At 43.4% G+C, this 25,615-nt stretch carries 28 protein-coding genes; 15 read left to right on the plus strand and 13 right to left on the minus strand.

Annotated elements, in window-relative coordinates:
* A partial coding sequence (locus F8C76_RS16750) for a phage tail-like protein (RefSeq protein ID WP_500683483.1) occupies window positions 1-939 on the minus strand: 939 nt, incomplete at its 3' end.
* A 211-nt stretch (window positions 940-1,150) separates the two neighbouring features.
* On the opposite strand from F8C76_RS16750, the gene F8C76_RS16755 reads away from it, so the two are divergent.
* From F8C76_RS16755 to F8C76_RS16780, 6 genes are all read left to right on the plus strand, one after another.
* On the plus strand, window positions 1,151-1,891 hold the full coding sequence (locus tag F8C76_RS16755; RefSeq protein ID WP_152132740.1) for a BamP family beta-assembly machinery protein: 741 nt from the start codon (window positions 1,151-1,153) through the stop codon (window positions 1,889-1,891).
* Window positions 1,888-2,682: a BamP family beta-assembly machinery protein gene (locus F8C76_RS16760; protein WP_152132741.1), complete on the plus strand. Its 795-nt coding sequence runs from the start codon at window positions 1,888-1,890 to the stop codon at window positions 2,680-2,682. The genes F8C76_RS16755 and F8C76_RS16760 overlap by 4 nt, the downstream gene beginning before the upstream one ends.
* Window positions 2,683-2,765: 83 nt before the next feature.
* A complete protein-coding gene (locus tag F8C76_RS16765; RefSeq protein WP_249042444.1) occupies window positions 2,766-3,275 on the plus strand; it encodes a DUF6702 family protein in 510 nt (169 codons plus the stop codon).
* A gap of 60 nt (window positions 3,276-3,335) precedes the next feature.
* A complete protein-coding gene (locus F8C76_RS16770; protein ID WP_152132743.1) occupies window positions 3,336-5,654 on the plus strand; it encodes a M1 family metallopeptidase in 2,319 nt (772 codons plus the stop codon).
* 78 nt (window positions 5,655-5,732) lie between these two features.
* A complete protein-coding gene (locus tag F8C76_RS16775; protein WP_116217461.1) occupies window positions 5,733-6,011 on the plus strand; it encodes a Sec-independent protein translocase subunit TatA/TatB in 279 nt (92 codons plus the stop codon).
* A 3-nt stretch (window positions 6,012-6,014) separates the two neighbouring features.
* Window positions 6,015-6,575 (plus strand): phosphatase PAP2 family protein, encoded by a 561-nt coding sequence (locus F8C76_RS16780; RefSeq protein ID WP_152132744.1) that lies wholly within the window; start codon window positions 6,015-6,017, stop codon window positions 6,573-6,575.
* Here the strand turns inward: F8C76_RS16780 and F8C76_RS16785 are convergent.
* Window positions 6,553-7,194 (minus strand): O-methyltransferase, encoded by a 642-nt coding sequence (locus F8C76_RS16785; protein ID WP_152132745.1) that lies wholly within the window; start codon window positions 7,192-7,194, stop codon window positions 6,553-6,555. The two genes, F8C76_RS16780 and F8C76_RS16785, sit on opposite strands and share 23 nt — an antisense overlap.
* Before the next feature lie 70 nt (window positions 7,195-7,264).
* On the opposite strand from F8C76_RS16785, the gene F8C76_RS16790 reads away from it, so the two are divergent.
* Together F8C76_RS16790 and kynU are read left to right on the plus strand one after the other, a co-directional pair.
* Window positions 7,265-7,723 carry a GNAT family N-acetyltransferase gene (locus F8C76_RS16790; RefSeq protein WP_152132746.1) on the plus strand — a complete coding sequence of 153 codons (459 nt, stop codon included), beginning with the start codon at window positions 7,265-7,267 and terminating at the stop codon, window positions 7,721-7,723.
* Window positions 7,724-7,781: 58 nt separating this feature from the next.
* Complete coding sequence (gene kynU / locus F8C76_RS16795; protein WP_152132747.1) at window positions 7,782-9,050, plus strand: kynureninase; 1,269 nt, start codon at window positions 7,782-7,784, stop codon at window positions 9,048-9,050.
* Here the strand turns inward: kynU and F8C76_RS16800 are convergent.
* Window positions 9,024-9,905: an AraC family transcriptional regulator gene (locus F8C76_RS16800; protein WP_152132748.1), complete on the minus strand. Its 882-nt coding sequence runs from the start codon at window positions 9,903-9,905 to the stop codon at window positions 9,024-9,026. The genes kynU and F8C76_RS16800 overlap by 27 nt on opposite strands.
* A gap of 122 nt (window positions 9,906-10,027) precedes the next feature.
* On the opposite strand from F8C76_RS16800, the gene F8C76_RS16805 reads away from it, so the two are divergent.
* A complete protein-coding gene (locus F8C76_RS16805; RefSeq protein ID WP_152132749.1) occupies window positions 10,028-11,176 on the plus strand; it encodes an MFS transporter in 1,149 nt (382 codons plus the stop codon).
* A gap of 9 nt (window positions 11,177-11,185) precedes the next feature.
* Here F8C76_RS16805 and F8C76_RS16810 read toward each other — a convergent pair whose 3' ends face one another.
* Window positions 11,186-11,863, minus strand: coding sequence for a hypothetical protein (locus tag F8C76_RS16810; RefSeq protein ID WP_152132750.1), 678 nt, complete (start codon window positions 11,861-11,863; stop codon window positions 11,186-11,188).
* Between the two features lie 103 nt (window positions 11,864-11,966).
* On the opposite strand from F8C76_RS16810, the gene F8C76_RS16815 reads away from it, so the two are divergent.
* The 5 genes from F8C76_RS16815 to F8C76_RS16835 all read left to right on the plus strand — a co-directional run bounded on the left by F8C76_RS16815 (window position 11,967) and on the right by F8C76_RS16835 (window position 15,893).
* Window positions 11,967-12,596 carry an RNA polymerase sigma factor gene (locus tag F8C76_RS16815; RefSeq protein WP_129656067.1) on the plus strand — a complete coding sequence of 210 codons (630 nt, stop codon included), beginning with the start codon at window positions 11,967-11,969 and terminating at the stop codon, window positions 12,594-12,596.
* Window positions 12,597-12,785 carry a hypothetical protein gene (locus F8C76_RS16820; RefSeq protein WP_116217470.1) on the plus strand — a complete coding sequence of 63 codons (189 nt, stop codon included), beginning with the start codon at window positions 12,597-12,599 and terminating at the stop codon, window positions 12,783-12,785. It begins immediately after the preceding gene.
* 39 nt (window positions 12,786-12,824) lie between these two features.
* The gene (locus F8C76_RS16825; RefSeq protein WP_152132751.1) at window positions 12,825-13,652 is read left to right on the plus strand and encodes a mechanosensitive ion channel family protein; all 828 of its coding nucleotides are present in this window, start codon (window positions 12,825-12,827) and stop codon (window positions 13,650-13,652) included.
* A gap of 84 nt (window positions 13,653-13,736) precedes the next feature.
* Window positions 13,737-14,285, plus strand: coding sequence for a ClpP family protease (locus tag F8C76_RS16830; RefSeq protein ID WP_129656070.1), 549 nt, complete (start codon window positions 13,737-13,739; stop codon window positions 14,283-14,285).
* A 258-nt stretch (window positions 14,286-14,543) separates the two neighbouring features.
* Window positions 14,544-15,893 carry an FAD-dependent oxidoreductase gene (locus F8C76_RS16835; RefSeq protein WP_152132752.1) on the plus strand — a complete coding sequence of 450 codons (1,350 nt, stop codon included), beginning with the start codon at window positions 14,544-14,546 and terminating at the stop codon, window positions 15,891-15,893.
* A 211-nt stretch (window positions 15,894-16,104) separates the two neighbouring features.
* Here the strand turns inward: F8C76_RS16835 and F8C76_RS16840 are convergent, their stop codons facing one another.
* Both F8C76_RS16840 and F8C76_RS16845 read right to left on the minus strand, forming a co-directional pair.
* A complete protein-coding gene (locus F8C76_RS16840; RefSeq protein WP_129656072.1) occupies window positions 16,105-16,884 on the minus strand; it encodes a zinc ribbon domain-containing protein in 780 nt (259 codons plus the stop codon).
* Window positions 16,885-16,887: 3 nt separating this feature from the next.
* Window positions 16,888-17,982, minus strand: coding sequence for a Nif3-like dinuclear metal center hexameric protein (locus F8C76_RS16845; protein WP_152132753.1), 1,095 nt, complete (start codon window positions 17,980-17,982; stop codon window positions 16,888-16,890).
* Between the two features lie 48 nt (window positions 17,983-18,030).
* On the opposite strand from F8C76_RS16845, the gene lpxK reads away from it, so the two are divergent.
* Entirely contained in the window at window positions 18,031-19,029 is a 999-nt protein-coding gene (gene lpxK, locus F8C76_RS16850) for a tetraacyldisaccharide 4'-kinase (RefSeq protein WP_152132754.1), read from the plus strand.
* Here lpxK and F8C76_RS16855 read toward each other — a convergent pair.
* From F8C76_RS16855 to F8C76_RS16885, 7 genes are all read right to left on the minus strand, one after another.
* Window positions 19,026-21,188, minus strand: coding sequence for a response regulator (locus F8C76_RS16855; protein ID WP_249042445.1), 2,163 nt, complete (start codon window positions 21,186-21,188; stop codon window positions 19,026-19,028). The two genes, lpxK and F8C76_RS16855, sit on opposite strands and share 4 nt — an antisense overlap.
* 56 nt (window positions 21,189-21,244) lie before the next feature.
* Window positions 21,245-22,255 (minus strand): type I glyceraldehyde-3-phosphate dehydrogenase, encoded by a 1,011-nt coding sequence (gene gap / locus F8C76_RS16860; protein ID WP_152132756.1) that lies wholly within the window; start codon window positions 22,253-22,255, stop codon window positions 21,245-21,247.
* Window positions 22,256-22,282: 27 nt separating this feature from the next.
* Window positions 22,283-23,158: a lipoyl synthase gene (lipA, locus tag F8C76_RS16865; protein ID WP_152132757.1), complete on the minus strand. Its 876-nt coding sequence runs from the start codon at window positions 23,156-23,158 to the stop codon at window positions 22,283-22,285.
* A 61-nt stretch (window positions 23,159-23,219) separates the two neighbouring features.
* The gene (locus F8C76_RS16870; RefSeq protein WP_129656078.1) at window positions 23,220-23,780 is read right to left on the minus strand and encodes an RNA polymerase sigma factor; all 561 of its coding nucleotides are present in this window, start codon (window positions 23,778-23,780) and stop codon (window positions 23,220-23,222) included.
* A 35-nt stretch (window positions 23,781-23,815) separates the two neighbouring features.
* Window positions 23,816-24,022, minus strand: a complete 207-nt coding sequence (locus tag F8C76_RS16875; RefSeq protein ID WP_116217481.1) for a membrane or secreted protein — start codon at window positions 24,020-24,022, stop codon at window positions 23,816-23,818.
* A gap of 74 nt (window positions 24,023-24,096) precedes the next feature.
* Window positions 24,097-24,855, minus strand: coding sequence for an anti-sigma factor (locus tag F8C76_RS16880; protein WP_129656079.1), 759 nt, complete (start codon window positions 24,853-24,855; stop codon window positions 24,097-24,099).
* On the minus strand, window positions 24,852-25,418 hold the full coding sequence (locus tag F8C76_RS16885) for an RNA polymerase sigma factor (RefSeq protein ID WP_129656080.1): 567 nt from the start codon (window positions 25,416-25,418) through the stop codon (window positions 24,852-24,854). The genes F8C76_RS16880 and F8C76_RS16885 overlap by 4 nt, the downstream gene beginning before the upstream one ends.
* Between the last annotated feature and the right edge of the window lie 197 nt (window positions 25,419-25,615).

Consider the following 25,615-nt stretch of genomic DNA (forward strand, 5'->3'; position numbering starts at 1 on the left):
GGCATCGGTATTGTCAAGGTAGGCGCCCAAATCAATGGGTGTCGCGGTTGGGTCGTCCGAAAGGGAAAGATTGTTTCCTGTGAGGCTTAAGTCTTGTAGTTCGTTCGTATCACTCAAATCCTCATCCGCAGCAATATGGTTATTAATGGCGGTGGTGTTGGCGGTTATATTGGCGGTATTGGCAGTAATATCCGCACTCTCTTCCAGTGATGAAAGATTGGCAGAAAAACTGGTGGCGCCTTCGGTAACCGTTATTTGGTTGGTGGTGGTGTTAAAGGTTACTCCCGTAATATCATCATCCGCTAGATTGTCCACATAACTTTTTGTGGCGGCATCCTGCGGGGCTGTTGGGTTTTGTAGATTGGTAAGCCTAGCGGCATTCCCCATGCTTACATCCGCAGTAGGAGTGCCAAACCCGCTAAGGGGAATGGACAATTTGTCCAATTTAGCGTTGGTTATGGTACCGTTTTGTATTTTATCGTTGGTAATGGTCTCTACGGCAATATGGGAATTGAGAACGGAGAAATTGGTGATGTTGTCACTTCCAATCTTGTTGACCTCATAATTGTAATTGATGCCATCGGGCGTATCCTCTTGGGTAATGACCACTGTGCTGTCCCGTGACGTAACATTGTACAGGGCCAAAGTGCTTACCGTGAAAGAATTGTCCAGGGCTTCGCAGATATTGATCCATTCCGTTCCATTGTAGTAATGGAGGCAGTCTTCGTCGGTATTGTACACCAAGGCACCGGCCAAAGGGGTGATGCTGTTCATCTGGCCATTGTTGACTCTGGTGATGACCAAGGCACGGGTGCTGCTTTCCAATTCCAGTACCGAGGCGGGGTGCAAGGTTTGCGGATTGTTGCCAATTTTTACCTGACCACTAAGGGTGTTGATCATGAGTAGGCCAATGACCAAGTAGAGGATATGCGTTTTCACAGTATTCGTATTTGAGGTTTCCAAACGGAAACTACAAAACTAAACCTATGATCGGATTATGGGAACATTTCCCGTCAAAATACGAAGTTCAAGGGTGAACGGGCACCCTTTTTGTCCCAAAACCTGTGATAGAATTAACAAAAGTTTAGAACGGCTTTATTTTTTTATATCGTCTTCAAGGGTTTTCTTTAACTTGGGTTAAATATGTTTTATGAAAAATGCAATTGTCATCCTGTTCTCATTGCTCCTTTCCGGGCTGTCCATGGCGCAGGATAACCGCCAGATTTTGAGGGGAAAAGTACTTTACAGGAATACCAATGTGCCCAATGAGAATGTCATCAATTCCACCACGGGAATGGCCACCATCACCAATGAGGATGGTGAGTTTGCCATTTCGGTGCAGGCCGGGGACCAGTTGGTCTTCACGGCAATCAATTATCAGTTGGAAGTCATTACCATTACAGCTGAAATACTTCAGAACAATCGGTTGGTGGTGGAAGTGAACGAAAAAGTACGGGAGTTGGATGAGGTGGTCGTGACCCCTGAGGACCAAGAACGTTTCCTGGAAGTGAAAAATGATGACTTTAAGGAGTATAATTATGAGATAGACCGTAGTACCGAAGTAGAGAACGTTGCGGAGTCCAGAAGCGTTCGTGGTATGCGGGACGGATTGAACTTTGTGAACATCTTCAAGGCCCTGTTCAAGGCCCAACAGGCCGAAGGACAGCAAAGGGCACCGCTCAAGGTCAGTGAGGTGCTTAGGCATGTCTATGACGATGAGTTTTTTGTGGCCGACCTACGATTGCCCCAGGATAAGATAGATGACTTCTTGTTGTATTGTGATGATAAAATCCCATCGCAGACCCTGCTGCGCAAGGAAAATGAATTTCAACTTATCGATTTTTTGGTAACCCAGAGCAAGGCTTATTTGGCCACCATGGATGACGAATGAAAAGATTCCTTCTGGCACTCGGATGCCTTATGGCAATTTCGGTCCAAGCGCAAGACGGGCCTTCCAAATCCCTTTTGGGTAGGGTAACCAGCCAAGGGGGTGATGTGGCCGGGGTAGTGGTCCAGAACATCAATTCAGAACAGGCCGTGATCACCGATATGGATGGGAACTTTTCCATTACGGTGCAGCGGAACGATACCTTGGTGTTTTCCGCCGTTCAGTATCAAAGAAAGGTGCTTCCCATAACTGAAGTGCTCTACCAAACCAGTTTTGTCATGGTTCCCTTGGATGAGTTTGTGAATGAACTGAAGGAAGTAGTAGTAAGGCCGTATGACCTTTCCGGTGATCTAAATCAGGATTTGGATAAACTCACCTTGGAGAAAGACGTAAGCGCCGAAGCCTTGGGACTGCCCAATGCACACCAAAAAATACCCACCCAAAGTGAACGGAAATTACAGGAAGCATCAGCAGGGATGTATTCACTTAGTCAACCTTTAAAAGTAGGAATAAACCCGATAATTAATGCCATAACCGGTCGCACCAAGATGTTGAAGGAAAGGGTAAAGTTGGATGGGGCCTATGCGAGGACCCAAAGGGTCCAGGATTTTTATGTGGACTCGCTTTTTGTGGTCACGTTAAAGATTCCCATGGAAAAGATTGATGACTTTATGTATTTCTGTGAAGTAGATGAAGCTTTCCAAAAAACCGTAGATTCGCAGGATAAACTCAAAATCTGGGATTTTATGGTCCAAAAGAGCAGGATGTATCGGAAGAACAATGATCTAGACTAGATTTTCCCCCATCCTTTGGCATAGAAATTGACCTATACCATAACACAGATAAAGTTTTGAGTCTAATATTGCATATGATGAAAATGAGAATTACAAAAAGAGCGGTACTGCTTTTTACTGCCGTACTTCTTTTGTCCTTCACATCCGCACATAAATTTTACGTTAGCGTTACCAATGTGGTGTATTCCGAAACAGAGGATGCCCTACAGATCACCAGTCGCATTTTTATTGATGATATGGAGAAATTGTTGGAGGAGCGCTACGGCATCAAGGCCAAATTGTCCACTCCCAACGAAGCCAAGGTTTCGGATGAATACATTGAAAAATATTTTAGGGCCAAGTTTGTCCTGGAACTTGATGGAAAGCCAACTCCCTATACCTTTTTGGGCAAACGTTACGACAATGATGTGGTCATCTGCTATTTAGAGGTGGCCCAAGCCAATTTTGACGAGCTAAAAACACTTTCCGTACAAAATGAAATCCTTACCGATCTTTTCGATGAGCAACAAAATGTGGTCCATATCAAATGGAAGGGGCACAAAAAGAGTTTTGTGCTCATTAAGGAAAATAATAAAGGAATGTTAAACTTATAACGTATTGTTAAGAATTGGTTAAAATACGCTATTTTTCACCGTTTTAAAATCAAATTAAAAATGAACAAAGTCAAGTATTGTGTTGCTTCTTTCTTGTTTCTTTTTGGCGCCGTGACCCTATCGGCGCAGGAAGAAGGAGAGGTGAAGCAAGAGCGACAACCCGGTCATTATAACCAAAGTAAATTTAAACAGTTGTACGAGGAGTTTTCCACTCCAAATGGCTATAGGGCTGCATCTGGGGCACCGGGCCCAGATTATTACCAGCAGCAAGCCGACTATGTCATTGATGTGAAATTGGATGACAAAAATGCACGTATCCATGGCGAGGAGACCATTACCTATCACAACAATGCTCCCGAGGATTTGGAATTTCTATGGGTGCAGTTAGATCAAAACGTACGGGCCAAGGACTCAAAGTCTCCACTACGCAACGGTAATGGGGTAAACATCGCCTATACGGCCGGAAATTTTGCCGAAACCTATATCAATGAACCCTTTGATGGAGGTTTCAACATTGAGTATGTAAAGGACGCCAGTGGAAAACCGTTGTCCTATACCATCAATCAGACCATGATGCGGTTGAACATTCCACAACCCTTGAAAAGTGGGGAAAAAATTTCCTTCTCCATAAAATGGTGGTACAATGTGCCCGATCATACCATAAGCAGGGCACGTTCCGGTTACGAGTATTTTGAAAAGGATGGCAACCGTGCCTATGTCATAGCGCAGTTTTTTCCAAGAATGGCAGTCTACAGCGATGTGGAAGGCTGGCAGAACCATCAGTTCTGGGGAAGTGGGGAGTTTGCCTTGCCCTTTGGAAATTATGAGGTGAACATTACCGTACCCTCCGATCACGTTTTGGATGCCACGGGTGAATTGCAGAATCGCGATGAGGTGTTCTCCAAAGAAATGATGAAGCGTTATAAAGAAGCCAAAAAATCATACGATAAACCTGTGATCATTGTGAACCAGGCCGAGGCGGAAGCTGCTGAGAAAGGTTTTGCCACTGATACCAAGACCTGGAAGTTTAAGGCCACCAATGTCAGGGATTATGCTTTTGCCACATCCCGAAAATTCATTTGGGATATGCAGGCTGTAAAGATTGGCGGAAAGGACGTTATGGCCGTTTCCCTATATCCCAAGGAAGGAAACCCGCTTTGGGAAGATATGTCCACCAAAGCTGTGGTGCAGACCCTAAAGACTTATTCACAACATACGTTTGATTATCCCTATCATAAGGCCATTTCGGTACACGCCAAGAACCAAGGTATGGAGTATCCCATGATTTGTTGGAATTATGGTCGCCCCAATGAGGATGGTACCTACTCAGATAGGACCAAGTTTGGGATGATCAGTGTGATCATTCACGAAGTGGGCCATAACTTTTTCCCAATGATCGTAAATTCCGATGAACGTCAGTGGGGATGGATGGATGAAGGTCTGGATACCTTTATGCAGTATTTGGCCGAGCAGGAATTTGGAAGAAACAACCCAAGCGTCATTTCCCCTAACGAAAATTACCCATCACGAAGAGGAAATCCTGCCGATATTGTACCCTACATGAGTGGAGATCAGAGCACTATTTCCCCCATCATGTCCAATCCGGAGAACGTGTACCAATTGGGTCCCAATGCCTATGGCAAACCGGCTACGGCATTGAACATTTTAAGGGAGACCGTAATGGGCAGGGAGCTGTTCGATCATGCATTCAAGACCTATGCACAGCGTTGGATGTTCAAACATCCTACCCCAGAGGATTTCTTCCGTACCATGGAAGACGCTTCCGCAGTGGATTTGGATTGGTTCTGGAGAAGCTGGTTCTATACCACCGATTATGTTGATATAGGCGTAAAAGGTGTCAAGAAGTACTATGTGAGCAGCGAGCCTACAGCGGAAATGAAAAAGTACATGGCGGATAGGAATATTACCGAAGCCGATTTGCCGCCTTTGGTATATTTGGCCGAAGAAGATAGCGAGGACTTTATGCCCGAATTGAAAGGGAAGGCTCCCTCAGAAACTTCGCAGAACCTAAAAGAGTTTATGATGGACAACATGACCGAAGCCGATAGGGCGAAGGTCGAGGAGCCCAAATATTTCTACGAAATCACTTTTGATAAGCCGGGAGGCATACCCATGCCCTTGATCGTGGAGTATACCTATGCCGATGGTACCAAGGAAAATGTGACCTATCCCCCAGAAATTTGGAGAAAGAATGATACCGAAGTAAAAAGGGTCATTTCCTCACAAAAAGAATTGGTGGGGATCGTGGTAGATCCTAAATTGGAAACCGCGGACATTGATACCACCAATAATGCATGGCCCATGAAGGATGAAAAATCCGATTTTGACAAGTTCAAGGAGAACATCAAAGGAAAATAATACAAAACTCTTGAAAGAGCCTCGTGATTTCACGGGGCTTTTTTTATTTTCCCAACAACTTCTGATTATATTTGTTGCATGTATTTTCTATTCATTAGCGGAGGAGAGATTTTTTTCATCCTATTTATAGTGGTGATGGTCTTTGGTGCCGATAAAATCCCTGGAATAGCCAAGGGGCTTGGTAAGGGAATGCGTCAGCTGCGGGATGCTACGGACGACATTAAGCGTGAAATCCAGAAAAGTGCCGAAAGCCAAGGCATCGATACCGATTTTACCAAGGATATTAGGAATGAACTCAACGAGGTCAAGAAAAATGTGGATGAAGTAACGGGCTCCATCAAAAGGGGAACCAAGTAATCCATGTTGGAGCGGCTTCTGGAGTGGGATCGGGACACCTTTATCTATCTCAATGGGCTGGGTATTGAAAAATATGACGGCTTTTGGACCGTTGTCACCAATTTCTGGACTTGGACGCCACTCTTTATTCTCTTTATCTTTCTATTGTTCCTAAAATTTTCGAAGCGCGAAGCCTTTTATAAATTATTGACCGTTTTGGGGTTGGCGCTTTTTATCACGGCCATTACCCATTGGACCAAGATTTCCGTCGCTCGTTTGAGGCCGAACAACACTGAGGAAATCAATTTACTTATACGGATTCTAAAAAGCCCAACCGATTATAGTTTTTTCTCTGGGCATGCCTCAAGCTCATTTTCCCTGACCCTATTGGTATTTCTTTTTTTGAGGAAAAAAGTGAAATGGGCCTATTTGTTTTTTGTTTGGCCCATCCTTTTTACCATGAGCCGTATTTATGTGGGTGTGCATTATCCCATCGATATTATTGTGGGGATGTTGGTAGGATTGTTGTCAGGAGTGCTTTTTTATAGACTGTACCAAAGATTTATTTCACCCTACACAGGGTAAGTCCATCCCTGATGGGCAACAATACCGTTTCCACTCTGGGGTCGTTCTTCAGTTTTTCGTTATAGGCAAGAAGTGATGCCGTGGCCTTGTCGGATGGGTCAAGAGGTTCCACTACTTTTCCAGACCAAAGTACATTGTCCGAAAGAATGACACTGCCCGGTTTGGTTTTTTGTATAACGGCTTCAAAGTAAGCATCATACTCCACCTTAAAGGCATCTATGAAGATGAGGTCAAAAGTAAGGTCGAGTTTAGGGATGATATCGAGTGCATCACCCGTATGTTGTATGATTTGGGAAGCGTAATCACTCCTATCAAAATACCTGCGTTGCATATCGTGCAGTTCCTCATTGACTTCAATAGTGTGCAATTGACCATCTTTTTGAAGGCCCTCGGCCAAGCATAGCGCTGAATACCCCGTATAGGTTCCAATCTCCAAAATGTTTTTTGGTGCGATGATTTTGGAAAGTAAGCTCAACACCCGTCCCTGAAAATGCCCGGTGATCATGCGGGGGCGGACCACTTTCAAGTGGGTTTCCCGGGAGAGTTCCGCCAAAAGGGCCGGTTCGTCCTCGGAACTGTTGATCAGATAATTTTCAAGTGTGGAAGAAAGAAAATGCATGTTTTTATTTTTGCAAAAATAGAGAAAGAACTACATTGAAATACCAGTTTAGCAAAAGGAAACCATGTCAATGAAAAATATACAGATCAGGAATGCCCATTTGAAGGATTTGCCTTTGCTCTTGGAGTTTGAGCAGAAAATCATAAAAGCGGAACGCCCTTTTGATGTTACCCTCAAGGAAGACCCCATCAGTTATTATGACCTCAAGGCCATGATTTTGGATAAGGAAGCTTCCGTAGTGGTAGCCGAAGTGGATGAAAAGGTGGTGGCTTCGGGCTATGCCATTCCCAAAAGGGCAAGACATTATTTGGATCATGAATACTATGCCTATTTGGGTTTTATGTATACTGATGATGAGTACCGTGGTATGGGCATCAACGCTAAGATTGTGGAGAACTTAAAGTCTTGGTCCTTGGAGAAAGGATTCAAAGAAATCAGGCTAACCGTTTACAATGATAACCTGCCAGCCATTAAGGCTTATGAAAAAGTGGGTTTTAAAAAGCATATCATAGAAATGCGTTTGGAATGATCAATAAAAGTAAAATCGTATGACAAGTTGTATTTTTGAAACCGATTAAAAGCATGGTATGACCTTTAAGAACACCTTGGAATTTGCCCAACAATTGGATGCGGAGGATATGCTTTCCAACTATAGGAAAGAGTTTCATTATCCGCAGGTAAACGGGAAAGATGTCATTTATTTTACGGGAAATTCTTTGGGATTGCAGCCCAAGCGTTCACAGAAGTATGTGGATGAGGTAATGAAGGATTGGCGGGAGCTCGCCGTGGAAGGGCATTTTTATGCCGATAAACCCTGGTGGGACTATCACGAGCGGTTGGCCGAAGGCCTTTCCAAAGTAGTGGGAGCAAAGCCCGAAGAAGTTTCGGTCATGAATACCCTTACCGTGAACCTACATTTGTTGATGGTTTCCTTTTACCGGCCCACGGCAAAACGGTTCAAGATCATTTGTGAGGAAAAAGCCTTTCCGTCCGATCAGTATATGTTGCAAAGTCAGGTCCGTTTTCATGGGTTTGATCCCAATGAAGCTATCGTTGAGGTGAAAAAACGGAAGGGGGAGCATTCTTGGCGAACCGAGGATATCTTACAGACCATTGAAGAAGTGGGGGATGAACTCGCACTGGTACTGATGGGCGGGGTCAATTACTATAACGGGCAGGTATTGGACATGAAGGCCATAACACAGGCCGGAAAGTCCGCTGGTGCTTTTGTGGGATGGGACTTGGCGCACGGTGTAGGCAATGTGAAACTGGAACTGCACGATTGGGGCGCGGACTTCGCTGCTTGGTGCAGCTATAAATACATGAACAGTGGCCCAGGGAACGCTTCGGGGATTTTTGTTAACGAGCAGTATCTCGGTCAAAAGGATATTCCGCGCTTTGAAGGATGGTGGGGCACCAAAAAAGAAACCCGTTTCTTAATGGGGCCAGAGTTCGACCCGATTGCTTCTGCGGATGCATGGCAGTTGAGCAACCCGCCCATATTGTCATTGGCCCCATATTTGGCTTCCTTGGAACTTTTTGATGAGGTGGGTATGGACGCCCTGATTGAAAAGCAACAAAAAATAGTGGCCTATTTGGAGTTTGTCCTTCATGAGATTGATAAGCAGGTAGAAAGCTCTTTTGAAATCATTACCCCTAAGGATCGAGGCTGTCAGCTTTCCGTTTTTCTCCATGGCGAAGGCAGGTCTTTGTTTGATTATTTGATGAAGAATGGGGTGATCACGGATTGGCGGGAACCCAACGTGATCAGATTGGCACCTGCTCCTTTTTATTGCTCCTTTGCAGATATGTATAATTTTGGCCAGATTTTAAAGCAGGGTATCCTGCAAAAGTAGGTTGCCATATTTCCTTTTTAGATAGGTGGAAGGCGTAGTGCCCTGATACTTTTTAAACTGTCGGGAAAAATAGGAAGGGTCATTGAACCCGGATTGGTACATGACCTCGGTGATCAAAGTGTTGTTGGTATTGAAAAATTCCAAGGCTTTATTGATTCGGAACTCATTCACAAAGTCGATAAAGGTACGTTGGGTCATTTTTTTAAAGAATCTGCAGAACGAATTTGAGGTAAGGCCCAACTGGGTTGAAATTTCAACTAAGGAAATGGTGCCTGAATAGTGCTCGTTCACATATTCAAAGATTTCCTCCAATCTTTTGATGTCATCCTTTTTGAAGTTGTCCAAGGCAAAATTATCAAATAAAGGTTCATAAGAAGTCTCCCGGGACAAGTGGTTCAATATAGAGAGTAGGTTGATCAATTTGCCTTGATGGTCCAAATCCCCGAACCGTTCAAAATCGGGCCCAAGCCTATTGTGGACCTCTGGACCAAAGACCAAGCCCTGTTTCGATTTTCGAATTAGGGCATTGATTTTGCCCAACTCGGGAAAAATCTTGAGTTTCTCCTCCAGAAACTCTTTTTTGAATTGGATTACGATCTCTAGGTTGTCCACATGATCTCTATTGCCAAAATCGGCATGGGGAATGTTTCCTCCCAAAAAAACCAAAACACCGTTGGAGTAAGCTTTCTTTTGTGAACCAATGCGTAATATTCCTGAACCATTCTTTACATAAACCATTTCATATTCAGGGTGGACATGCCAACCTGCAGATGCACAATGGTTTTCATTGGCATAAGATTCAATTTTTAAGGAGGTGTCTACGGCAACATTGATGGATTCCAATATGGGCTTCATAAAGTAAAATTACCAAAAACTGTAAATATTATATTCATTTAGGAATAAATCATTTTAGTATTGGAATAATATGGGCAAGTCAAATAGAATTAGGATGCTTTAATTTGTAGGGACTATATCTTATGAAATCACTAGCGCTTATTTTTTCCAACCCTAGGTATTTTGCCCCGGCCTGGGTTTTTACCAGTCTTAATATTTGGTTTGGCACTTGGGCCATTTATATACCTACCGTAAAGGAAAAACTGGGTATAGATAAAGCTGATTTGGGTATTGCCCTTTTCTGTCTGTCCCTTGGGGTCTTCACCATTTTTCCCATGGCATCCAAGATTATTAACCGATTGGGTGTTGGAAAAGCCACTTGGGTAGGGGTACTCTGTACAAGCTGTGCGGCCATGTTGCCCTTGATGGCTCCCAGCTATCCGATTTTAATGGGAAGTCTTTTTGTTTTTGGGTCCTGCACTGGATTTACAGATATCTCCATGAACACCTTGGTGACCGAAATTGAGAAAGAGGATAAGAAAAATTTCATGTCTGCAGCCCATGGTTTCTTTAGTTTGGGTGGAATTTTGGTGGGCTTGGGGAGTTTTCTCATCCCAATTATTGGAAACCCTGTCCTTCACATGGGTCTTACGGTGACAGTGGTCTTGATAGTGAATTTGATTTTCTATAAAAACTACATCCACATTGTAGCTGCCCCAGTGGAAAAGGAGCCTTTCAGTCTAAAATTGTTCAAGCCTCTTTTGTTGTTGGGCATTATAGGCTTTGTTTCCATGGGAAGCGAAGGTGCCATCATAGATTGGAGCGGGCTTTACCTGAAAGAGGTCACATTGGCCCCAGAGATGCTAATCGGTTCAGGTTTTTTGGCCTTTTCCACGGCCATGACCCTCGGACGTTTTTTGGGAGATGGTATCAGTGCCCGGATAGGGTCGGTTAAGATTCTTGGTTTGGGTGCATTGGTGGCCATTGGTGGATATGCGCTGGTACTTTCAGGACAAACGATACCTGCCATTGTTGGTTTTGCTTTCAATGGTCTTGGGTTTTCAGTAATGGTTCCCGAACTGTTCAGGATTGGGGGCAATGTAAAAGGGGTAGATTCCGCACAAGGCGTTTCCTTTATTGCAGGGACAGGGTATTCGGGTTTCTTGGTAGGGCCTGTGATTTTAGGTTTTTTGGCAGAACAGGCCTCTTTGGTGCATAGCTTTTATGTGTTATTGGCCTGCGTGTTGCTGGTATTGGGGATTACATTCTTTCTCCATAAAACCCGAAAATAGGGAGTTCAATTACTGCACTTTCAATTGCGAGAAATAGAGATGGAAACTACCATCGGCCTTTTTGTGGCTCCTTGAAATTTGCATGCCATTGATTTCCGCATAATCTTCCCAAGTAGTAGTAAGCGAGGGCTCTTCCTGATTGGCTTTTCGATAGGTCCACTCTCGGATGATATAGTCGTCCTTGAAATAAAAATCATAAGCGTCTCCTGGGGTATATCCACCATCACTGGAGTACACAATGGTCAATTTTTGCATGTTTTCCCCACTTATGGGGGCTTTTTCGCTCATGGAATGTCCAAAAGAATAGTTGCCGGCATCCCATACAAGATTAAACGGAGCCAGTAGCCAGTATTTATCATTGATAAACCCTCCATTGGTTTTTTGGGCAATACTGTCCATGGACTTTCGATTGTAGGTCAAGGTGTCGGCCCCAGATATAGCGGTGACCTCATTCTCCTTGGTTTTCCAGACCCAACTGCGTTCAAAATGGGTACTGTCCCTATCCACATTGAACATAAAGTCAATTTGGTTCACCGATTTCCAATTGGCCAACCCATGCGCATCGGCAATCAACTCAGGAATGTTTTTTTCTGGGGTGGCTTCAACGGTGCTTGGCGTTTTGGGTTCGGTTTTGCAGCCTATGAAAATGGCCAAAACAAAAATGCTGAGTAGGGATAGGGTCTTCATGTCTGGTTTTTAATCAAATATACCATGTTTTTAACTTATCTTGCGCCCCATTTTTTGATAAGGATCGATTGGATAGGTCGACGTAAAACTAAATAACCTGGGTGTGACTTTTTTCAAAAAGCTGTTTCTAATACTTATAAGTAACCCCGACAAGGAATATTTGGAAACGGAAGACCATTATGCCCATCTATCTGATGAGGAATTAGTGAAGCGTATTGTGGCGAGCAACGACCCTTTGTTATTTGAGAGGTTGTACGATCGCTATGCAAAAATGGTATACAACAAATGCTATGGATTTGCCAACTCTGATGATGAGGCAGAAGACTTGACCCAGGATGTTTTTTTACAGCTCTTCATTAAATTGAAGATGTTTAAGGGAAAATCTAAATTTTCAACATGGTTATATTCCTTCACCTACAACTTTTGTGTCAATTACGTCAACCGGAACAAACAACGGAAGATAAGAGATCAATCCATTCCCGTGGAAGATACAGAATATAAACTTTCCGAAGAGGTCCCGGATGAAAGTCTCTATGAAATGAAGGCCGACAAGCTCAAGAAAGCCTTGGAGCTTATTGCGCCAGAGGATAAATCAATTATGCTGTTGAAATATCAGGACGGAGCATCTATCAAGGACCTTGTGGGTATTATGGAGATCGGGGAAAGTGCGGTAAAGATGCGGTTGAAGCGAGCAAAGGAAAAACTATTGGAAATCTATAACACCCTGCAATAGATGGCAAAGAAAGAAAGGAATCCGTTTAAGCAACTGGAGGCGTCCCTGAGGGAAGCCCCTCCGGGAATGAAGAAAAAGGTCATGAACGACATTGCTGCGGCGAAGTTGATCATGGACATGGCATCCCTTTTTTCCATTAATGTTGGAAGTGCTTTGCGAAAATTGTTCAGGACACTGGGAGAACACTAAGAAGAAGAATACTAAGAAGAACACTATAAAGCTATATGTATGGAAACACTAAGTAATTGGAAGAACGTTACTTTGGGCTCACTTTCTTCAATGGGGAAGAACATTGGTGCTGCCCTTCCCAAGATTGTGGGGGCCATTGCCATCCTTATTTTGGGATGGTTGATCATTAAGATTGTACTTTTTATTTTGGGCAAGATCTTAAAATTGGCCAAAATGGATGCCTTGAGTGAGCGTATCAATGAAATGGACCTTTTGGGCAATGGAAAGTTTAATATCGACATCGTCAAGATTACCCTTGGGTTTGTAAAGTGGTTGTTGCTGTTGGTCTTTTTTATTGTGGCCGCCGATATCCTGGATTGGGGAATCATCTCTACCGAAATTGGCAACTTGCTGCGTTATTTACCCAGATTGTTCACGGCTTTGGTATTGTTTACCATTGGGCTGTATTTGGGCAGCATAGTGAAAAATGCCATTAAAAATCTGTTCGAATCATTCGAGTTTGGAGGGGGTAAAATCATAAGTGGGCTTATGTTCTATGTAATTGTCATTTTCATGTCGATTACTGCTTTGAACCAAGCTGGGGTAGACACTACCATCATTACCAACAATATTACCTTGATCATGGGGTCTTTTCTATTGGCCTTTGCGCTAGGGCTTGGTCTTGGGTCTAGGGAAATTGTGGCTGATCTTTTACGGTCTTTCTACACCCGTAAAAACTATGCTGTTGGGGATAAGGTCGTTATTGGGGAGGACAGTGGCATTATTGAGGCCATTGAGAACAACAGTTTGACCTTAGTGACCAAGAAGGGAAAGTTTGTGATTCCGATTAAAGATGTGGTATCGCAAAAGGTGGAAATAAAGTCGTAAAACAGCAATTGGGACAAAGTAGTTTCATTTGAACCACAACTTCCTTGGAATTTGATTATTTTTGAAACTTTCAAGACATAAAAAATGAGTTCAAAAAAAGGAAAGGTTCAAGAATTGATTCAGGAAAAACTTCTGGAAGAGCGTAAAGTGTTTTTATGGGGCATGGTGGATGATGATTCGGCGAAACATGTCATAGACCGCTTGCTCTATCTGGATTTGCAGAACAATAAGGAAATCCAATTGATCATCAATAGCCCTGGAGGCTATGTGACCTCTGGTTTTGCCATTTACGATACCATCAAACAAATTAAAAGCCCTGTATCCACCGTATGTTCCGGTTTGGCGGCGTCCATGGGCTCCATTCTACTTTCGGTAGGAGAAAAGGGAAGAAGGTTCATTCAACCCCATGCCCGGGTAATGATCCACCAACCCAGTGGAGGTGCCAGGGGACAAGCTTCCAATATAGAGATCCAGGCCAAGGAAATTATAAAGACCAAGGAGTTGGGTGCCCAAATTTTGGCAGACAACTGTGGCCAATCATTCGAAAAAGTGATGAAAGATTTTGATCGCGATTATTGGATGGGCGCCGAAGAGTCCGTGGAGTACGGTATTGTGGATGGAATCCTAGAGTAGGACAAACATATCAAACGGAAAAAAGTCCTTCGCAACTTTTTGTGAAGGACTTTTTGCATATATATGGACGCCTAAGCGGAATATTCAATATATATACGGCAAGAGTGGTACCAAAAGTTTTTAAGGAAGTGTTAAAAATTGGTTTTGTTGTTTTAAGGTTGTCCACTGTATGGGATTATATGGTACCTCCCTTTTAAAGGAAAACGTGTTAAATTCCGTATTTTTGAAGTCTAACTACAATGGGCCCAGCGGGCATTTATGACACAGACTTCAAAAAATATAGCCATCATCGGTTCTGGATTGGTGGGTTCGCTTTTGGCTATTTACCTTCGAAAAAAAGGCCATTCCATAACAGTTTTTGATAGAAGACCGGATATTAGGACCATTGAGTTCTCAGGAAGGTCCATTAATCTGGCCATGAGTAATAGGGGCTGGCGATCCTTGCAGAAAGTGGGATTGGAAGATTCCATCAAGGAAATAGCCATTCCGTTGGACAAGCGGGCCATGCATGTGAATGATAAGCCGGTCTATTTCCAAAAGTATGGGAAAGATGGGGAGGCCATTTGGTCTATTTCCAGAGGTATCCTTAATAAACGTATGATTGATCTGGCCGAAGAGGCCGGTGCAGAGTTTCGGTTCAATGAGAAAGTATGGGATGTAAACCTCCCAGAAGCCAAGATCTATACCGGGGAATCGGAGAAGAGTGAATGGAAGGAATACCAGTACGACCTTATTTTTGGTTGTGATGGGGCCTTTTCACGGGTACGCCATAAAATGCAACGCCGCAGTAGGTTTGACTACTCCCAAGATTTTTTGGATGTGGGCTATAAGGAACTGACCATCCCGGCCAATGCGGATGGGACCCATAAACTGGATAAAAACTCCTTTCACATTTGGCCTAGGGGCAAGTTTATGCTTATAGCCATGCCCAATATTGATGGTAGTTTTACCTGTACCCTCTTTTTACCTTTCGAGGGAGAGGTGTCTTTTGAGAAGATTACGACACCGGAAGAAGCCAAGGCATTTTTCAAGGAATATTTTCCCAATGTAAAAAATGAGATTGAAAACCTGTCCCAGGACTTTTTCAAGAATCCTACCAGTGCCATGGTCACCATGAAGTGCTATCCGTGGACCTATTGGAACAAAGTGGCCTTGGTGGGGGATTCTGCCCATGCCATTGTGCCTTTTTACGGACAGGGCATGAACGCTGGTTTCGAGGATATTTATGAACTCAACGAGCTTATGGAGACCCATGGGGATGATTGGGACGTGATTTTCTCTGAATACCAAAAGACCCGGAAGCCCAACGCGGATGCCATCGCAGAGCTCAGTTACCGCAATTTTGTGGAGATGAGTAGCAAGACGGCCAATCCCAAATTTTTGTTGCAGAAAAAGATTGAAAAATGGTTTGCCTCAAAACATCCTGATAAATGGGTCCCGGTCTATAGCCGGGTAACCTTCTCGGACCGGCCTTATGCGGAGGCCTTGGCCATTGGGGATAGGCAAGAAGCCATTATGCGACAAGTAATGCAATTGCCCAGCATTGAAGAAAAATGGGACTCCAAAGAGGTGGAGGATAAAATACTGGACCTTTTGAGAGCGGTTTAGGGAATGGTATGTTGTGTTGGGAGAAGTTTAGAGCTCCAGTATGACACTAATGCCACGAATTTTTGATACCATGATGCTATGATTGTCTGGGATCATTTCGACCGAATGGGAGAAATCTATTTTTAAGAGATTTTCCAATCACTTTGCTCATTCCGAATAACACAAAAAAAGCCACCTTTTAGGTGGCTTATATTTTTATGCAGTGCAGTTGCTATAGTTTGGCAAAAAGCGCTTGCATTCTATCCTGCTCTTCTTCGGCCAACAAGGGGTCTACCAAGATTCGTCCACTGTGCTCATCGGTGATGATTTTCTTTCGGGAAGCAATCTCTACCTGCACCTGCGGTGGAATGGTAAAGAAAGACCCTCCAGAAGCACCACGTTCCACGGGAACCACGGCAAGACCGTTCTTAACGTTGTGTCGAATTCTTTTGTAGGCTTGGATCAAGCGGTCCTCGATTTTATCCTCGTATTCCTCGGATTTCTTCAATAGGGCTTTTTCCTCTTTTTCCGTTTCGGCCAAAATGGCGTCCAACTCACCTTTTTTGTGTTTTAGGTGACCTTCACGCTCGCTTAATTTTTCCTTGGTGTCGGCAACAACTTCCTTCTTCTGTTCAATTTGCGCCTTGAACTCCTTGATGTTCTTTTCGGCCAATTGGATTTCCAATTCCTGGAACTCCACTTCCTTGCTCAACGAGTTGAATTCACGGCTGTTGCGAACATTCTTCTGTTGCTCGGCATATTTTTTGATCAAGGTTTTGGCTTCCTCGATAAGGTTTTTCTTGGCAGTGATCTCAAAGTTGATGGTTTCCACATCGGTCTTGAGCTTGTCCATACGGGTTTTAAGGCCAAGGACCTCGTCTTCCAAGTCCTGTACTTCCAAAGGCAACTCGCCCCTTACATTGCGTATCTCGTCAACCCTGGAATCGATGAGCTGTAAATCATACAGTGCTCTCAACTTTTCTTCCACGGTGCTTTCTTTTTTGTTCGCCATAAATTATAAATACTTGATGGGATTCGTTATACTCTCCGATAAAGAGACTGCAAAATTAGGAATTTTTTTCGTAAGATAATCAACCAATAAATCTTTTGTAAACTGCTCAGTTTCAAAGTGCCCGATATCTGCGATGACAAGTTGCCCTTCAGCTTCATAAAATTGATGGTATTTTAGGTCCGAAGTAATAAAAACATCGGCCTTGGCCTTTTTGGCCGCACCTATGGCAAAAGCACCACTCCCGCCCAAAACGGCCACTTTTTTCACCTTCTTCCCCAGCAATTGTGAATGACGCACAACAGAGGCATTCATGGTCTTTTTCAACTGTTTTAAAAAGGCTTGCTCCTCCATTTCGGTTTTGAGCTCGCCCACCATGCCCATGCCCAAATCTTGGTTGGTGTTCTCCAAGGCCACAATTTCATAGGCCACTTCTTCATAGGGATGTGCCGCGAAAAGAGCCTTTAGAAGGTGGCTTTCCTTTTCAAAGGAATAAATTACGTTGATCTGCACCTCTTTTTCCAAATGTAGTTCCCCAACCTCTCCAACGCTGGGGTTGGCATTTTTTCCGGCTTTAAAACTGCCCATCCCTTCTGTACTGAAACTGCAATTGCTGTATTTGCCAATTTCTCCAGCTCCAGCTTTAAAAAGGGCTGATTTCACCATTTCGGCACTTTCCAATGGGGTATAAGTAGTCAATTTTCGGATGGAACCGGTTTTGGGGATAAGGATTTTAGGATTTTGAATGCCTAAAACCTCACAAATCTTGGCATTTACCCCCATAGGGCTGTTGTCCAAGGCTGTATGCATACTGTATATGGCAATGTTGTTGGTTATGGCTTTCATCACCACCCGTTCCACATAGGTGCGTCCTGTGAGCTTCTTTAATCCGCTAAAAATTATGGGGTGGAAACTAACGATGAGGTTGTGTTTTTTTTCGATGGCCTCGTCCACCACATTTTCCAAGGTGTCCAAGGTTACCAAGATCCCCTTCACGGGCATGTTGGGGTCTCCCACCAACAATCCTACATTGTCAAAACCCTCTGCATGGGGCAAAGGGGCCAGTTCCTCCAATATTTTTGTTATATCCTGTACGGTCATTTCACATTTGTTAAGTAGGCTAAAGATAAAATATTATATTTTCGTCCCATGGTGCAATTGCTGCGCAAAATAGCGTTTCCTTTTTCCTTGGTCTATGCCTTGGTGGTGCATGTTCGCAATTTTCTGTACAACATTGGGGTGTTTGTTTCCAAAACGTACAGCACTCCGACCCTTTGTGTGGGAAACTTGAGTGTGGGTGGCACCGGAAAAACCCCTATGATCGAATATCTAATCCGAATTTTGGAGGGTCATAAGGTGGCGGTGTTGAGTAGGGGGTACAAACGAACTTCCAAAGGGTTTTTGTTGGCAGATTCCAATAGTTCGGTTTTGGATCTAGGGGATGAGCCTTTCCAGATACATCAAAAATTTCCAAAGGTATCCGTTGCGGTTGATGCGGACAGAAGAAATGGTATGGCTCAGCTTGAATCCCGAGTAGAGCCCCAAGTGGTTTTGTTGGATGATGCCTTTCAGCACAGACGTGTAAAACCCAAATATTCCATTTTGCTTACGGCCCATGACAATTTGTTCGTGGACGATTGGTATTTGCCTACCGGTAATCTTAGAGATGGTAAACGGGAATACAAGCGAGCTGACATGATCATTGTCACCAAATGCCCCGAGGTGTTGTCCAAGGACGAGCGACATGCTATTTCAAAGAAATTAAGGCTGCTGCCCCATCAAAATGTGTTGTTTTCATCCTTGATGTATGATGATTACGTCAAACAAAAAAGTGGGGATAGCTTGGCCCTTGATGCTTTAAAGGGAAAGCGATTGGCATTGGTCACAGGGATAGCGTCTCCCGGACCGTTGGTGAAGTACCTCACGACTAAAGGACTACTTTTTGAACATTTTGAGTTTGGAGATCATCACCATTTTACGAATGATGAAATTAAAACGTTCAAGGATTTTGAACTGATTTTGACCACTGAAAAGGATTATGTACGACTGGAAGGGCGTGTGGAAAATTTATATTATTTGGAAGTGGCCCATAGTTTTGATTCCGAAGACAGGGCTTTGTTGGAAAAAGCGGTCAAAGGGTTGCTCTAGACCAAGCCTTCCATTTTGTTTTTGAAGATATTCTCCCCAATTTTTTGATAGAAGACCTCTGGTTTAAAAGGTTTGGTGACCACATCGTTGCAACCGGCCTGATAGAAACTGTCCAAGCTGTCGTCCAGTGAAATGGCCGTCAAGGCAATGATGGGTGTCCCTTGGTCGAACTTACGGATTTGACGGGTAGCTTCCTCTCCGCTGATTCCGGGCATATGGATATCCATTAAGATGGCATCATAGTCATTGGCCTTGGCCAGGTCAATGGCTTCGTTACCATTGTTGGCAATATCGCAGGTAATCTCTTTTTTGGTCAGCATTTTTTTGGTGATGACCTGATTGATTTTGTTGTCCTCAACGATCAGGATATGCAAACCTTTGAAATTAAACTCCTCTGGGTCAAGTTCAAAGGCAACGCTCTCCAATGCTTTCGAATCGCACTTCAGTTCCATTTCAAAGAAGAAGGAGCTTCCATGATCGATCTCACTCTCTAAATGGATGGTACTTCCAAATAGCCCAAGCAGACTTTTTACAATGGTGAGGCCAAGACCCGTGCCTCCATATTCCCTATTGATTTGGATGGAACCTTGTTCAAAACTGTCGAAAATATTTTTCTGTTGCTCCTCGGAGATTCCAATACCATTATCCCTTACCTCAAAATAGAGTCGTACTTGATCATCGTCTTTTTGCAATAGCTTGGCGATGACCTCTACCTTTCCATTTTTGGTGAACTTAAGCGCATTGCCCACCAAGTTCATAAAGACTTGGGACAGTTTTATGGGGTCTCCCAGCAGTTGTTGCGGAATGGCAGAGTCATAATCAAGGACAAGTTTGGTCTTGTTCTCATGGGCATTCTGTTGAAGGGACTCCACCACATCGGTAAGTACCTTTTGCAGTTTAAACTCAATGCTCAACGGCTCTAGTTTGTCCGCATCTATTTTGTTGATCTGGAGAATGTCATTGATGAAGTTCAATAAATACTCACCCGAAAACTTCAATGATTTTAAATGTTCTTTCTGATGGTCCGCAGGGTTTTCCTCCAACAAGAGGTGGGTTAGCCCTGTGACCGCGTACAAAGGTGTCCGCAGTTCATGGGTAACGGTTGAAAGAAAGTTGGTTTTGGCTTCCATGGCAGATACCGCTGCATCCCTGGCCAACTCCAGTTCCTTGTTCTTGGTGTAGAGAAGGTCGTTGGTCTTAAGCTTGATCTGGTTGTTCCTGAAAAGGGATACGGCAAGCAATGAGATGATGGTCAAAAAGGCCGAGGTAAGTATGGCGGTTATCTCCGAACGGTTTTTGGATTCACTGAGTTCCTCATTCTTTGCGGTAAGTTTGTTGATTTCGTTCATTTGGTGTTCAAACCTGATCTTATCAGCGGTTTTTGCATCCAATTTGACCTTTTCAATGGTAAAAACGGAATCTTTGATTTGTTCCAAGGCTTTATTGTACTTCAAAGCTTCATTGTAACGGCCTATGATTTCATAAATCGCTGAGAGTTCTTCATTGGCGGTCCGTATTTCTTTGGCGAAGCCATGTTTTTTGGCAAGTTCCAGTGCAGCTTTGGAATGGACAATGCCTTCATCCATATCGTTCAATTTAACACTGATCTTGGCCAATTGGAGATTGGCCCTGGTTGCCAAAAAGGCCCTCTCCTTATCATCGGAATTTACAATAAGGGCGTGAAGGTTCTTTATGGCGTTGTCATACTTTTCAATATTGGTAAAGATACTGGCCTCCAGAAGCAGAATATTGTTGCTTAGGTTCCTGTTGTTGCTCAGCATCCGTGATTCTTCCAATGATTTTAAGGATTGGAAGTTGTTGCCTTCATCAAATAGGAGGGCTGCATCCACATAAAGATGAAACGCCTGTCCATACGAATAGGAAATATCTTTTAAAAGGATACTGGCTCTGTCCCAATAGAAAATGGCCGTTTCCCTGTCCCCTTCTTCCAAGAACAATCGGGAATATTGATGGTAAGTATCCAACAATAATTTGGCATCTTCATTTTCCTCGGCAATTTTGGCGGCTTGATCTAGGGTTTCGAGTGCTTTATCTATTTTGTTTTCATGCCTGTAGGTCATGAATTCATCAAAAATAGTCTGTATGGTAGCGGTGGAATTGGTATCATTTTGACCAAAAGATAGTTGGGTGCATGCCAAAATGCACAGTAGAAATGGCAATTTACGGCCTATCCATTTGTGTAGTAAGCTCCTGATCAAACGTAATCTTTCTTTATAAGCAAAGCTATTAAATCAACAATTCTGGAACAATATCCAGTCTCATTGTCATACCATCCGATGATTTTCACCATTTTACCAATAACGGAAGTCATCAAAGAATCAAACGTACAAGAATGATAACTATTGTTTATATCAATGGAAACAATGGGGTCTTCGGTGTAAAAAAGGATGTTTTTAAGCTCATTTTCGGCATAACTCTTAAAGGTAGCATTAATTTCTTCAATGGAAGTCTCCTTTTTTACATTAAAGGTGATGTCGGTCAAAGAGCCATTGGGAACCGGTACCCGTATGCCACATCCGCCAATCACATCGGACAATTCCGGGAATATTTTGGTCAGTGCCTTGGCTGCTCCGGTGGTAGTGGGAATAATGGATTGTGCGGCCGCTCTGGCACGCCTCAAATCACGATGCGGGGCATCATGCAGGCTTTGGTCCGAAGTGTAGGAATGTATGGTGGTAATATATGCTTGTTCTATACCGCAAAGCTCGTTCATCACCTTGATCATGGGGGCGGCATTGTTGGTGGTACAAGATGCATTGGAAATGATATGGTCTTGGGCCTCAATATCGCCTTCATTTACCCCAAGGACCACCATTTTTATGGCATCATCTTCTGGGGGAACGGAAAGAATCACCTTTTTGGCCCCATTTTTCAGGTGAAAGGCCAATTGCTCCTCTTTTTTGAACTTTCCGGTCGCTTCTACCACAATGTCGACATTGTGGGCTGACCAATCAATATCTTGGGGATGGTTGTGGTTCAATACGGCCACTTTTTTGCCATTGACCATAAAACCATCTTTTTCTGGAGTGACATCAGCATGGAGTCTCCCATGGATGCTATCGTATTTTAAAAGATGAGCCAGGGTAGGGGCACTGGCCAGATCATTGATGGCCACCACTGAAATATGCGGATGGTCCTGTAGCAATCTAAATAAAGTTCTACCAATACGTCCGAAGCCGTTGATGCCGAGGGAAATCTGTTTCATGAAGGGCGATGTAGTAATAGGTTATGGTTAGTGAATGTGCTTATGGGCCTTGTAGGAAGACCGCACAAGAGCGCCACTTTCCACATGTCTAAAGCCCATTTCCAAGCCTATTTCCTCATATTTTTTGAATTGCTCCGGCAAAATGAACTGTTTTACGGGCAAATGTTTTTTTGAAGGTTGCAGGTATTGCCCTATGGTAACCACGTCCACATCCGCCTTTCTAAGGTCCTCCATGGTGGCAATAACTTCCTCTTCCTCTTCACCCAATCCCAGCATGATGCCGGATTTGGTTCGGTTGGCCCCATTTTTCTTCAAATACTCCAGAACTCCTAAGCTTCGTTCGTATTTGGCCTGTATCCGAACCTCACGGGTGAGTCTTTTAACGGTTTCCATGTTGTGGGAGATAACTTCGGGGGCTACCTCCAAAATCCTATCCAAATGGGTTTCAATTCCTTGAAAATCAGGAATAAGGGTCTCAAGTGTGGTCTCAGGGTTCATGCGTCGAACCGCTTTTACGGTTTCGGCCCAGATAATGGAACCCATATCCTTGAGGTCGTCCCGGTCCACAGAGGTGAGCACGGCATGTTTGATGTTCATGATCTTAATGGAACGGGCCACTTTTTCGGGTTCTGCCCAATCCACGGTTTCGGGTCTTCCGGTCTTTACGCCGCAAAATCCGCAGGAACGTGTACAAATATTCCCTAAAATCATAAAAGTAGCGGTACCCTCTCCCCAGCACTCACCCATGTTAGGGCAACTTCCCGAGGTGCAGATGGTATGGAGGTCATATTTGTCCACCAAACCCCGTAGCTGGGTATATTTTTTGCCCGTAGGGAGTTTTACCCTAAGCCATTTGGGTTTTCCTTTGGGAGGTAAAACGCTTTCTGCTACACTTGTGCTCATACCTAAAATTTGAACTACAAAGATACGAAACTGGAAAGGAAACTTTGACCGTTGGAAACGCTCACTTTTTTTTGATGATTTCGGCCAAAAGTTTTTTGGCTCGCAGGAGCTTTACCTTGATGTTATTCACCGGTTCGTTGAGTTCCTTGGCTATGGCGGCGTAACTCAACTCATTAAAGTATCTAAGATTGATCACTTTTTGATAATGCGGCTTCAGTTTTTTGATGTCCTGTAACAAGTTCGCCAAATTTTGTTCCGTGATCAGTTGGTCTTCCACGGTTGGGGAGTCGTCCAAAACCTTTTTTACCTCATCGCCTTGGGACTCCATTTCGTCCAAAAGGCTGCGTTTTCTCTTTCGGATAAGGTCTACATGCAAGTTTTTGGAAATGGTGATGAGCCATGTCTTGAATTCATAGGTCTCATCATAGGTGTTTATCTTGTCAAAAGCTCTGGAAAACGTACGAATAGTAATGTCCTCGGCGTCATTTTCATTTTTGGTGCGCAGTAATTGAAAACCGTAGACATCGTTCCAAAAGGTGTCCAAAAGTGCACTGAAAGCAATTTGGTTGCCTTCCTTTGCTTTTAGGATATTTTCTTTAATGGACTTTTCGGTCTTCTCCAAAAATGTGACTTTGTGTTGGCAGGATCAATAGATGATCATTGCGCTGGAACGGAGTCTTTTTTGCATTCTTGTTCATCGGGCATTTTTCCACAAAAACCACAGGCTTCACCTTCTTTGTTCAAAAAGGGGTTTTGACTGGCGCAGGTACCTGCGAACTTACCATCTTTTTTGCCCCATATTTTTATTGCGATTCCAGCAAATGCCAGTGCCAAAAGACCAATGGTCAATAATGCTAACTTCATGTTCCAACTTTTTTACAAAGGTACAAAATACGTATATACAAAGCTGAAATTGGGGAATACTTTAAGAAAACCGCCTAATAGTTGATATTGGCCACAATGTTTTCCACAGATGGGGAGGTATTGCCTCCTTTGGGCTCCACGGTAATGTAGCTTACAGCCTTGTCTGCGTAGGGAAGCGCCAATAACTTATCCTTCTCATCAAACTGTTTGATCACTCCCAGGTTTACCAATTCCCCGTTGACTTCGGCCCACATTTGGAAGCACTTGTTTTCCGGTAGGTTGGGCACATTGCTCACATTGATATAGGAAAGTTTTTTAACGGGGTTGATATAGGCAATGGCTTTAAGTTCCTTGCCTTCCCTTTTTCCATTAACGGCATATTTTTTAGTATCAGGGTTGTTAAGAACGATGAACTGGTTTCGCATGTCCTCCAGTTGGTTCTTCATGTTATCCTCCAGATACTTGATTTTGTTGGTGACCAAGGTATTTTCTTGCTGAAGGCTCTTGTTTTGGTTCCAAAAGAATACGGAAGAGCCCGCAAAAAGCATAATGGCAACACTGGCCGCAACAGCATACCTGTAGAATCTTCTGCGTACCATTTTTTCCTTCCTGGCACTGGTAACAATAATTTCTTTAAGCCCTTCAGGTGTTTTTCGGGCATACATTTTGGCGAAAGTCTCCAAATTGTCCTGAAGTTCGTTATAGGTTTCCCTTACTTCAGGATACATGGTGATGTACCTTTCAGCCTTTAAGGTCTCTTCTTTTGTGGTATCTCCCAAAAGATACTTTTCCAGTGTGTCGGAATCCAGAAATATTTTTACTTTTTCTTTCATGGCGTAAAATTTAGTAGGGGGAGCAGGGCCAATGCCGTACCGTAAATCTTTCCGAGTTCCCTAAGACCAATTTTTAGTCTAGACTTAATGGTTCCCAAGGGAATATCCAATTCTTCACTTGCCTCCTGTTGCGTCATTCCCTCAAAAAATAAGGCCTCTAAAACAATTCGGTATTTGGGCTCTAGCTTTTTAAGGTTATCTTGGATATCCAGATGTTCGGGGCTTATGCCACTCACTCCTAAGTTATATACGTCCGAAACGTCAATTTGGACTTCCTTGTCCGCTTTATTGTTTACACTTCTTAATTTATCAATGGCGGTGTTTCGGGTTATTCGGAACAACCAAGTAAAAAGTTTTGCTTTTGAGGCATCGTAGGAATCCGCTTTTTTCCAGATTTTAATAAAACTTTCCTGAAGAACATCCTGTGCCAATTCCTCGTCCCTTACCACCTTGTAGGCTACACCATAAAGAGTTTCCCCGTAATTTTCGTACAACAGGGATATGGCCTTATCGTCCCTTTCGGCCAAGAGTGAAACAATATGTCTTTCAATCAGTGTGCTCATCAACGATGGTTTATGGTAAAATTTTTAAGGGGCAAAAATCTAAAATAGGTTTTTCGTCGTATATACTACAGCGCTAAGTTAGAAAAAGCTTTTTTGGTTGGCGTTGAAAAGAAAATCAAAAAGGTTTCGGCCTTTACGATATACATAAATTTGGTTAGTTTGGTTTGGTATAACCCCTGTTTTTGATTTATCAATGC

Origin of the sequence: Flagellimonas olearia (assembly GCF_009184425.1) — a bacterium.
GTDB classification, from domain to species: domain Bacteria; phylum Bacteroidota; class Bacteroidia; order Flavobacteriales; family Flavobacteriaceae; genus Flagellimonas; species Flagellimonas olearia.

What these genes read in the sequence shown, in the direction of transcription:
- F8C76_RS16785 (WP_152132745.1), bottom strand. Translation starts at nt 7,194, where the DNA reads ATGCATTTTCTTTCTTCCACACTTGAAAATTATCTGATCAACAGTTCC.
- F8C76_RS16840 (WP_129656072.1), bottom strand. Translation starts at nt 16,884, where the DNA reads ATGGCGAACAAAAAAGAAAGCACCGTGGAAGAAAAGTTGAGAGCACTG.
- F8C76_RS16775 (WP_116217461.1), top strand. Translation starts at nt 5,733, where the DNA reads ATGTATTTTCTATTCATTAGCGGAGGAGAGATTTTTTTCATCCTATTT.
- F8C76_RS16755 (WP_152132740.1), top strand. Translation starts at nt 1,151, where the DNA reads ATGAAAAATGCAATTGTCATCCTGTTCTCATTGCTCCTTTCCGGGCTG.
- F8C76_RS16800 (WP_152132748.1), bottom strand. Translation starts at nt 9,905, where the DNA reads ATGAAGCCCATATTGGAATCCATCAATGTTGCCGTAGACACCTCCTTA.
- lipA (WP_152132757.1), bottom strand. Translation starts at nt 23,158, where the DNA reads ATGAGCACAAGTGTAGCAGAAAGCGTTTTACCTCCCAAAGGAAAACCC.
- F8C76_RS16820 (WP_116217470.1), top strand. Translation starts at nt 12,597, where the DNA reads ATGGCAAAGAAAGAAAGGAATCCGTTTAAGCAACTGGAGGCGTCCCTG.
- F8C76_RS16825 (WP_152132751.1), top strand. Translation starts at nt 12,825, where the DNA reads ATGGAAACACTAAGTAATTGGAAGAACGTTACTTTGGGCTCACTTTCT.
- F8C76_RS16845 (WP_152132753.1), bottom strand. Translation starts at nt 17,982, where the DNA reads ATGACCGTACAGGATATAACAAAAATATTGGAGGAACTGGCCCCTTTG.
- F8C76_RS16830 (WP_129656070.1), top strand. Translation starts at nt 13,737, where the DNA reads ATGAGTTCAAAAAAAGGAAAGGTTCAAGAATTGATTCAGGAAAAACTT.
- F8C76_RS16790 (WP_152132746.1), top strand. Translation starts at nt 7,265, where the DNA reads ATGAAAAATATACAGATCAGGAATGCCCATTTGAAGGATTTGCCTTTG.
- F8C76_RS16880 (WP_129656079.1), bottom strand. Translation starts at nt 24,855, where the DNA reads ATGAAAGAAAAAGTAAAAATATTTCTGGATTCCGACACACTGGAAAAG.
- F8C76_RS16780 (WP_152132744.1), top strand. Translation starts at nt 6,015, where the DNA reads ATGTTGGAGCGGCTTCTGGAGTGGGATCGGGACACCTTTATCTATCTC.
- F8C76_RS16765 (WP_249042444.1), top strand. Translation starts at nt 2,766, where the DNA reads ATGAGAATTACAAAAAGAGCGGTACTGCTTTTTACTGCCGTACTTCTT.
- kynU (WP_152132747.1), top strand. Translation starts at nt 7,782, where the DNA reads ATGACCTTTAAGAACACCTTGGAATTTGCCCAACAATTGGATGCGGAG.
- F8C76_RS16810 (WP_152132750.1), bottom strand. Translation starts at nt 11,863, where the DNA reads ATGAAGACCCTATCCCTACTCAGCATTTTTGTTTTGGCCATTTTCATA.
- gap (WP_152132756.1), bottom strand. Translation starts at nt 22,255, where the DNA reads ATGAAACAGATTTCCCTCGGCATCAACGGCTTCGGACGTATTGGTAGA.
- F8C76_RS16805 (WP_152132749.1), top strand. Translation starts at nt 10,028, where the DNA reads ATGAAATCACTAGCGCTTATTTTTTCCAACCCTAGGTATTTTGCCCCG.
- lpxK (WP_152132754.1), top strand. Translation starts at nt 18,031, where the DNA reads ATGGTGCAATTGCTGCGCAAAATAGCGTTTCCTTTTTCCTTGGTCTAT.
- F8C76_RS16885 (WP_129656080.1), bottom strand. Translation starts at nt 25,418, where the DNA reads ATGAGCACACTGATTGAAAGACATATTGTTTCACTCTTGGCCGAAAGG.
- F8C76_RS16835 (WP_152132752.1), top strand. Translation starts at nt 14,544, where the DNA reads ATGACACAGACTTCAAAAAATATAGCCATCATCGGTTCTGGATTGGTG.
- F8C76_RS16770 (WP_152132743.1), top strand. Translation starts at nt 3,336, where the DNA reads ATGAACAAAGTCAAGTATTGTGTTGCTTCTTTCTTGTTTCTTTTTGGC.
- F8C76_RS16875 (WP_116217481.1), bottom strand. Translation starts at nt 24,022, where the DNA reads ATGAAGTTAGCATTATTGACCATTGGTCTTTTGGCACTGGCATTTGCT.
- F8C76_RS16760 (WP_152132741.1), top strand. Translation starts at nt 1,888, where the DNA reads ATGAAAAGATTCCTTCTGGCACTCGGATGCCTTATGGCAATTTCGGTC.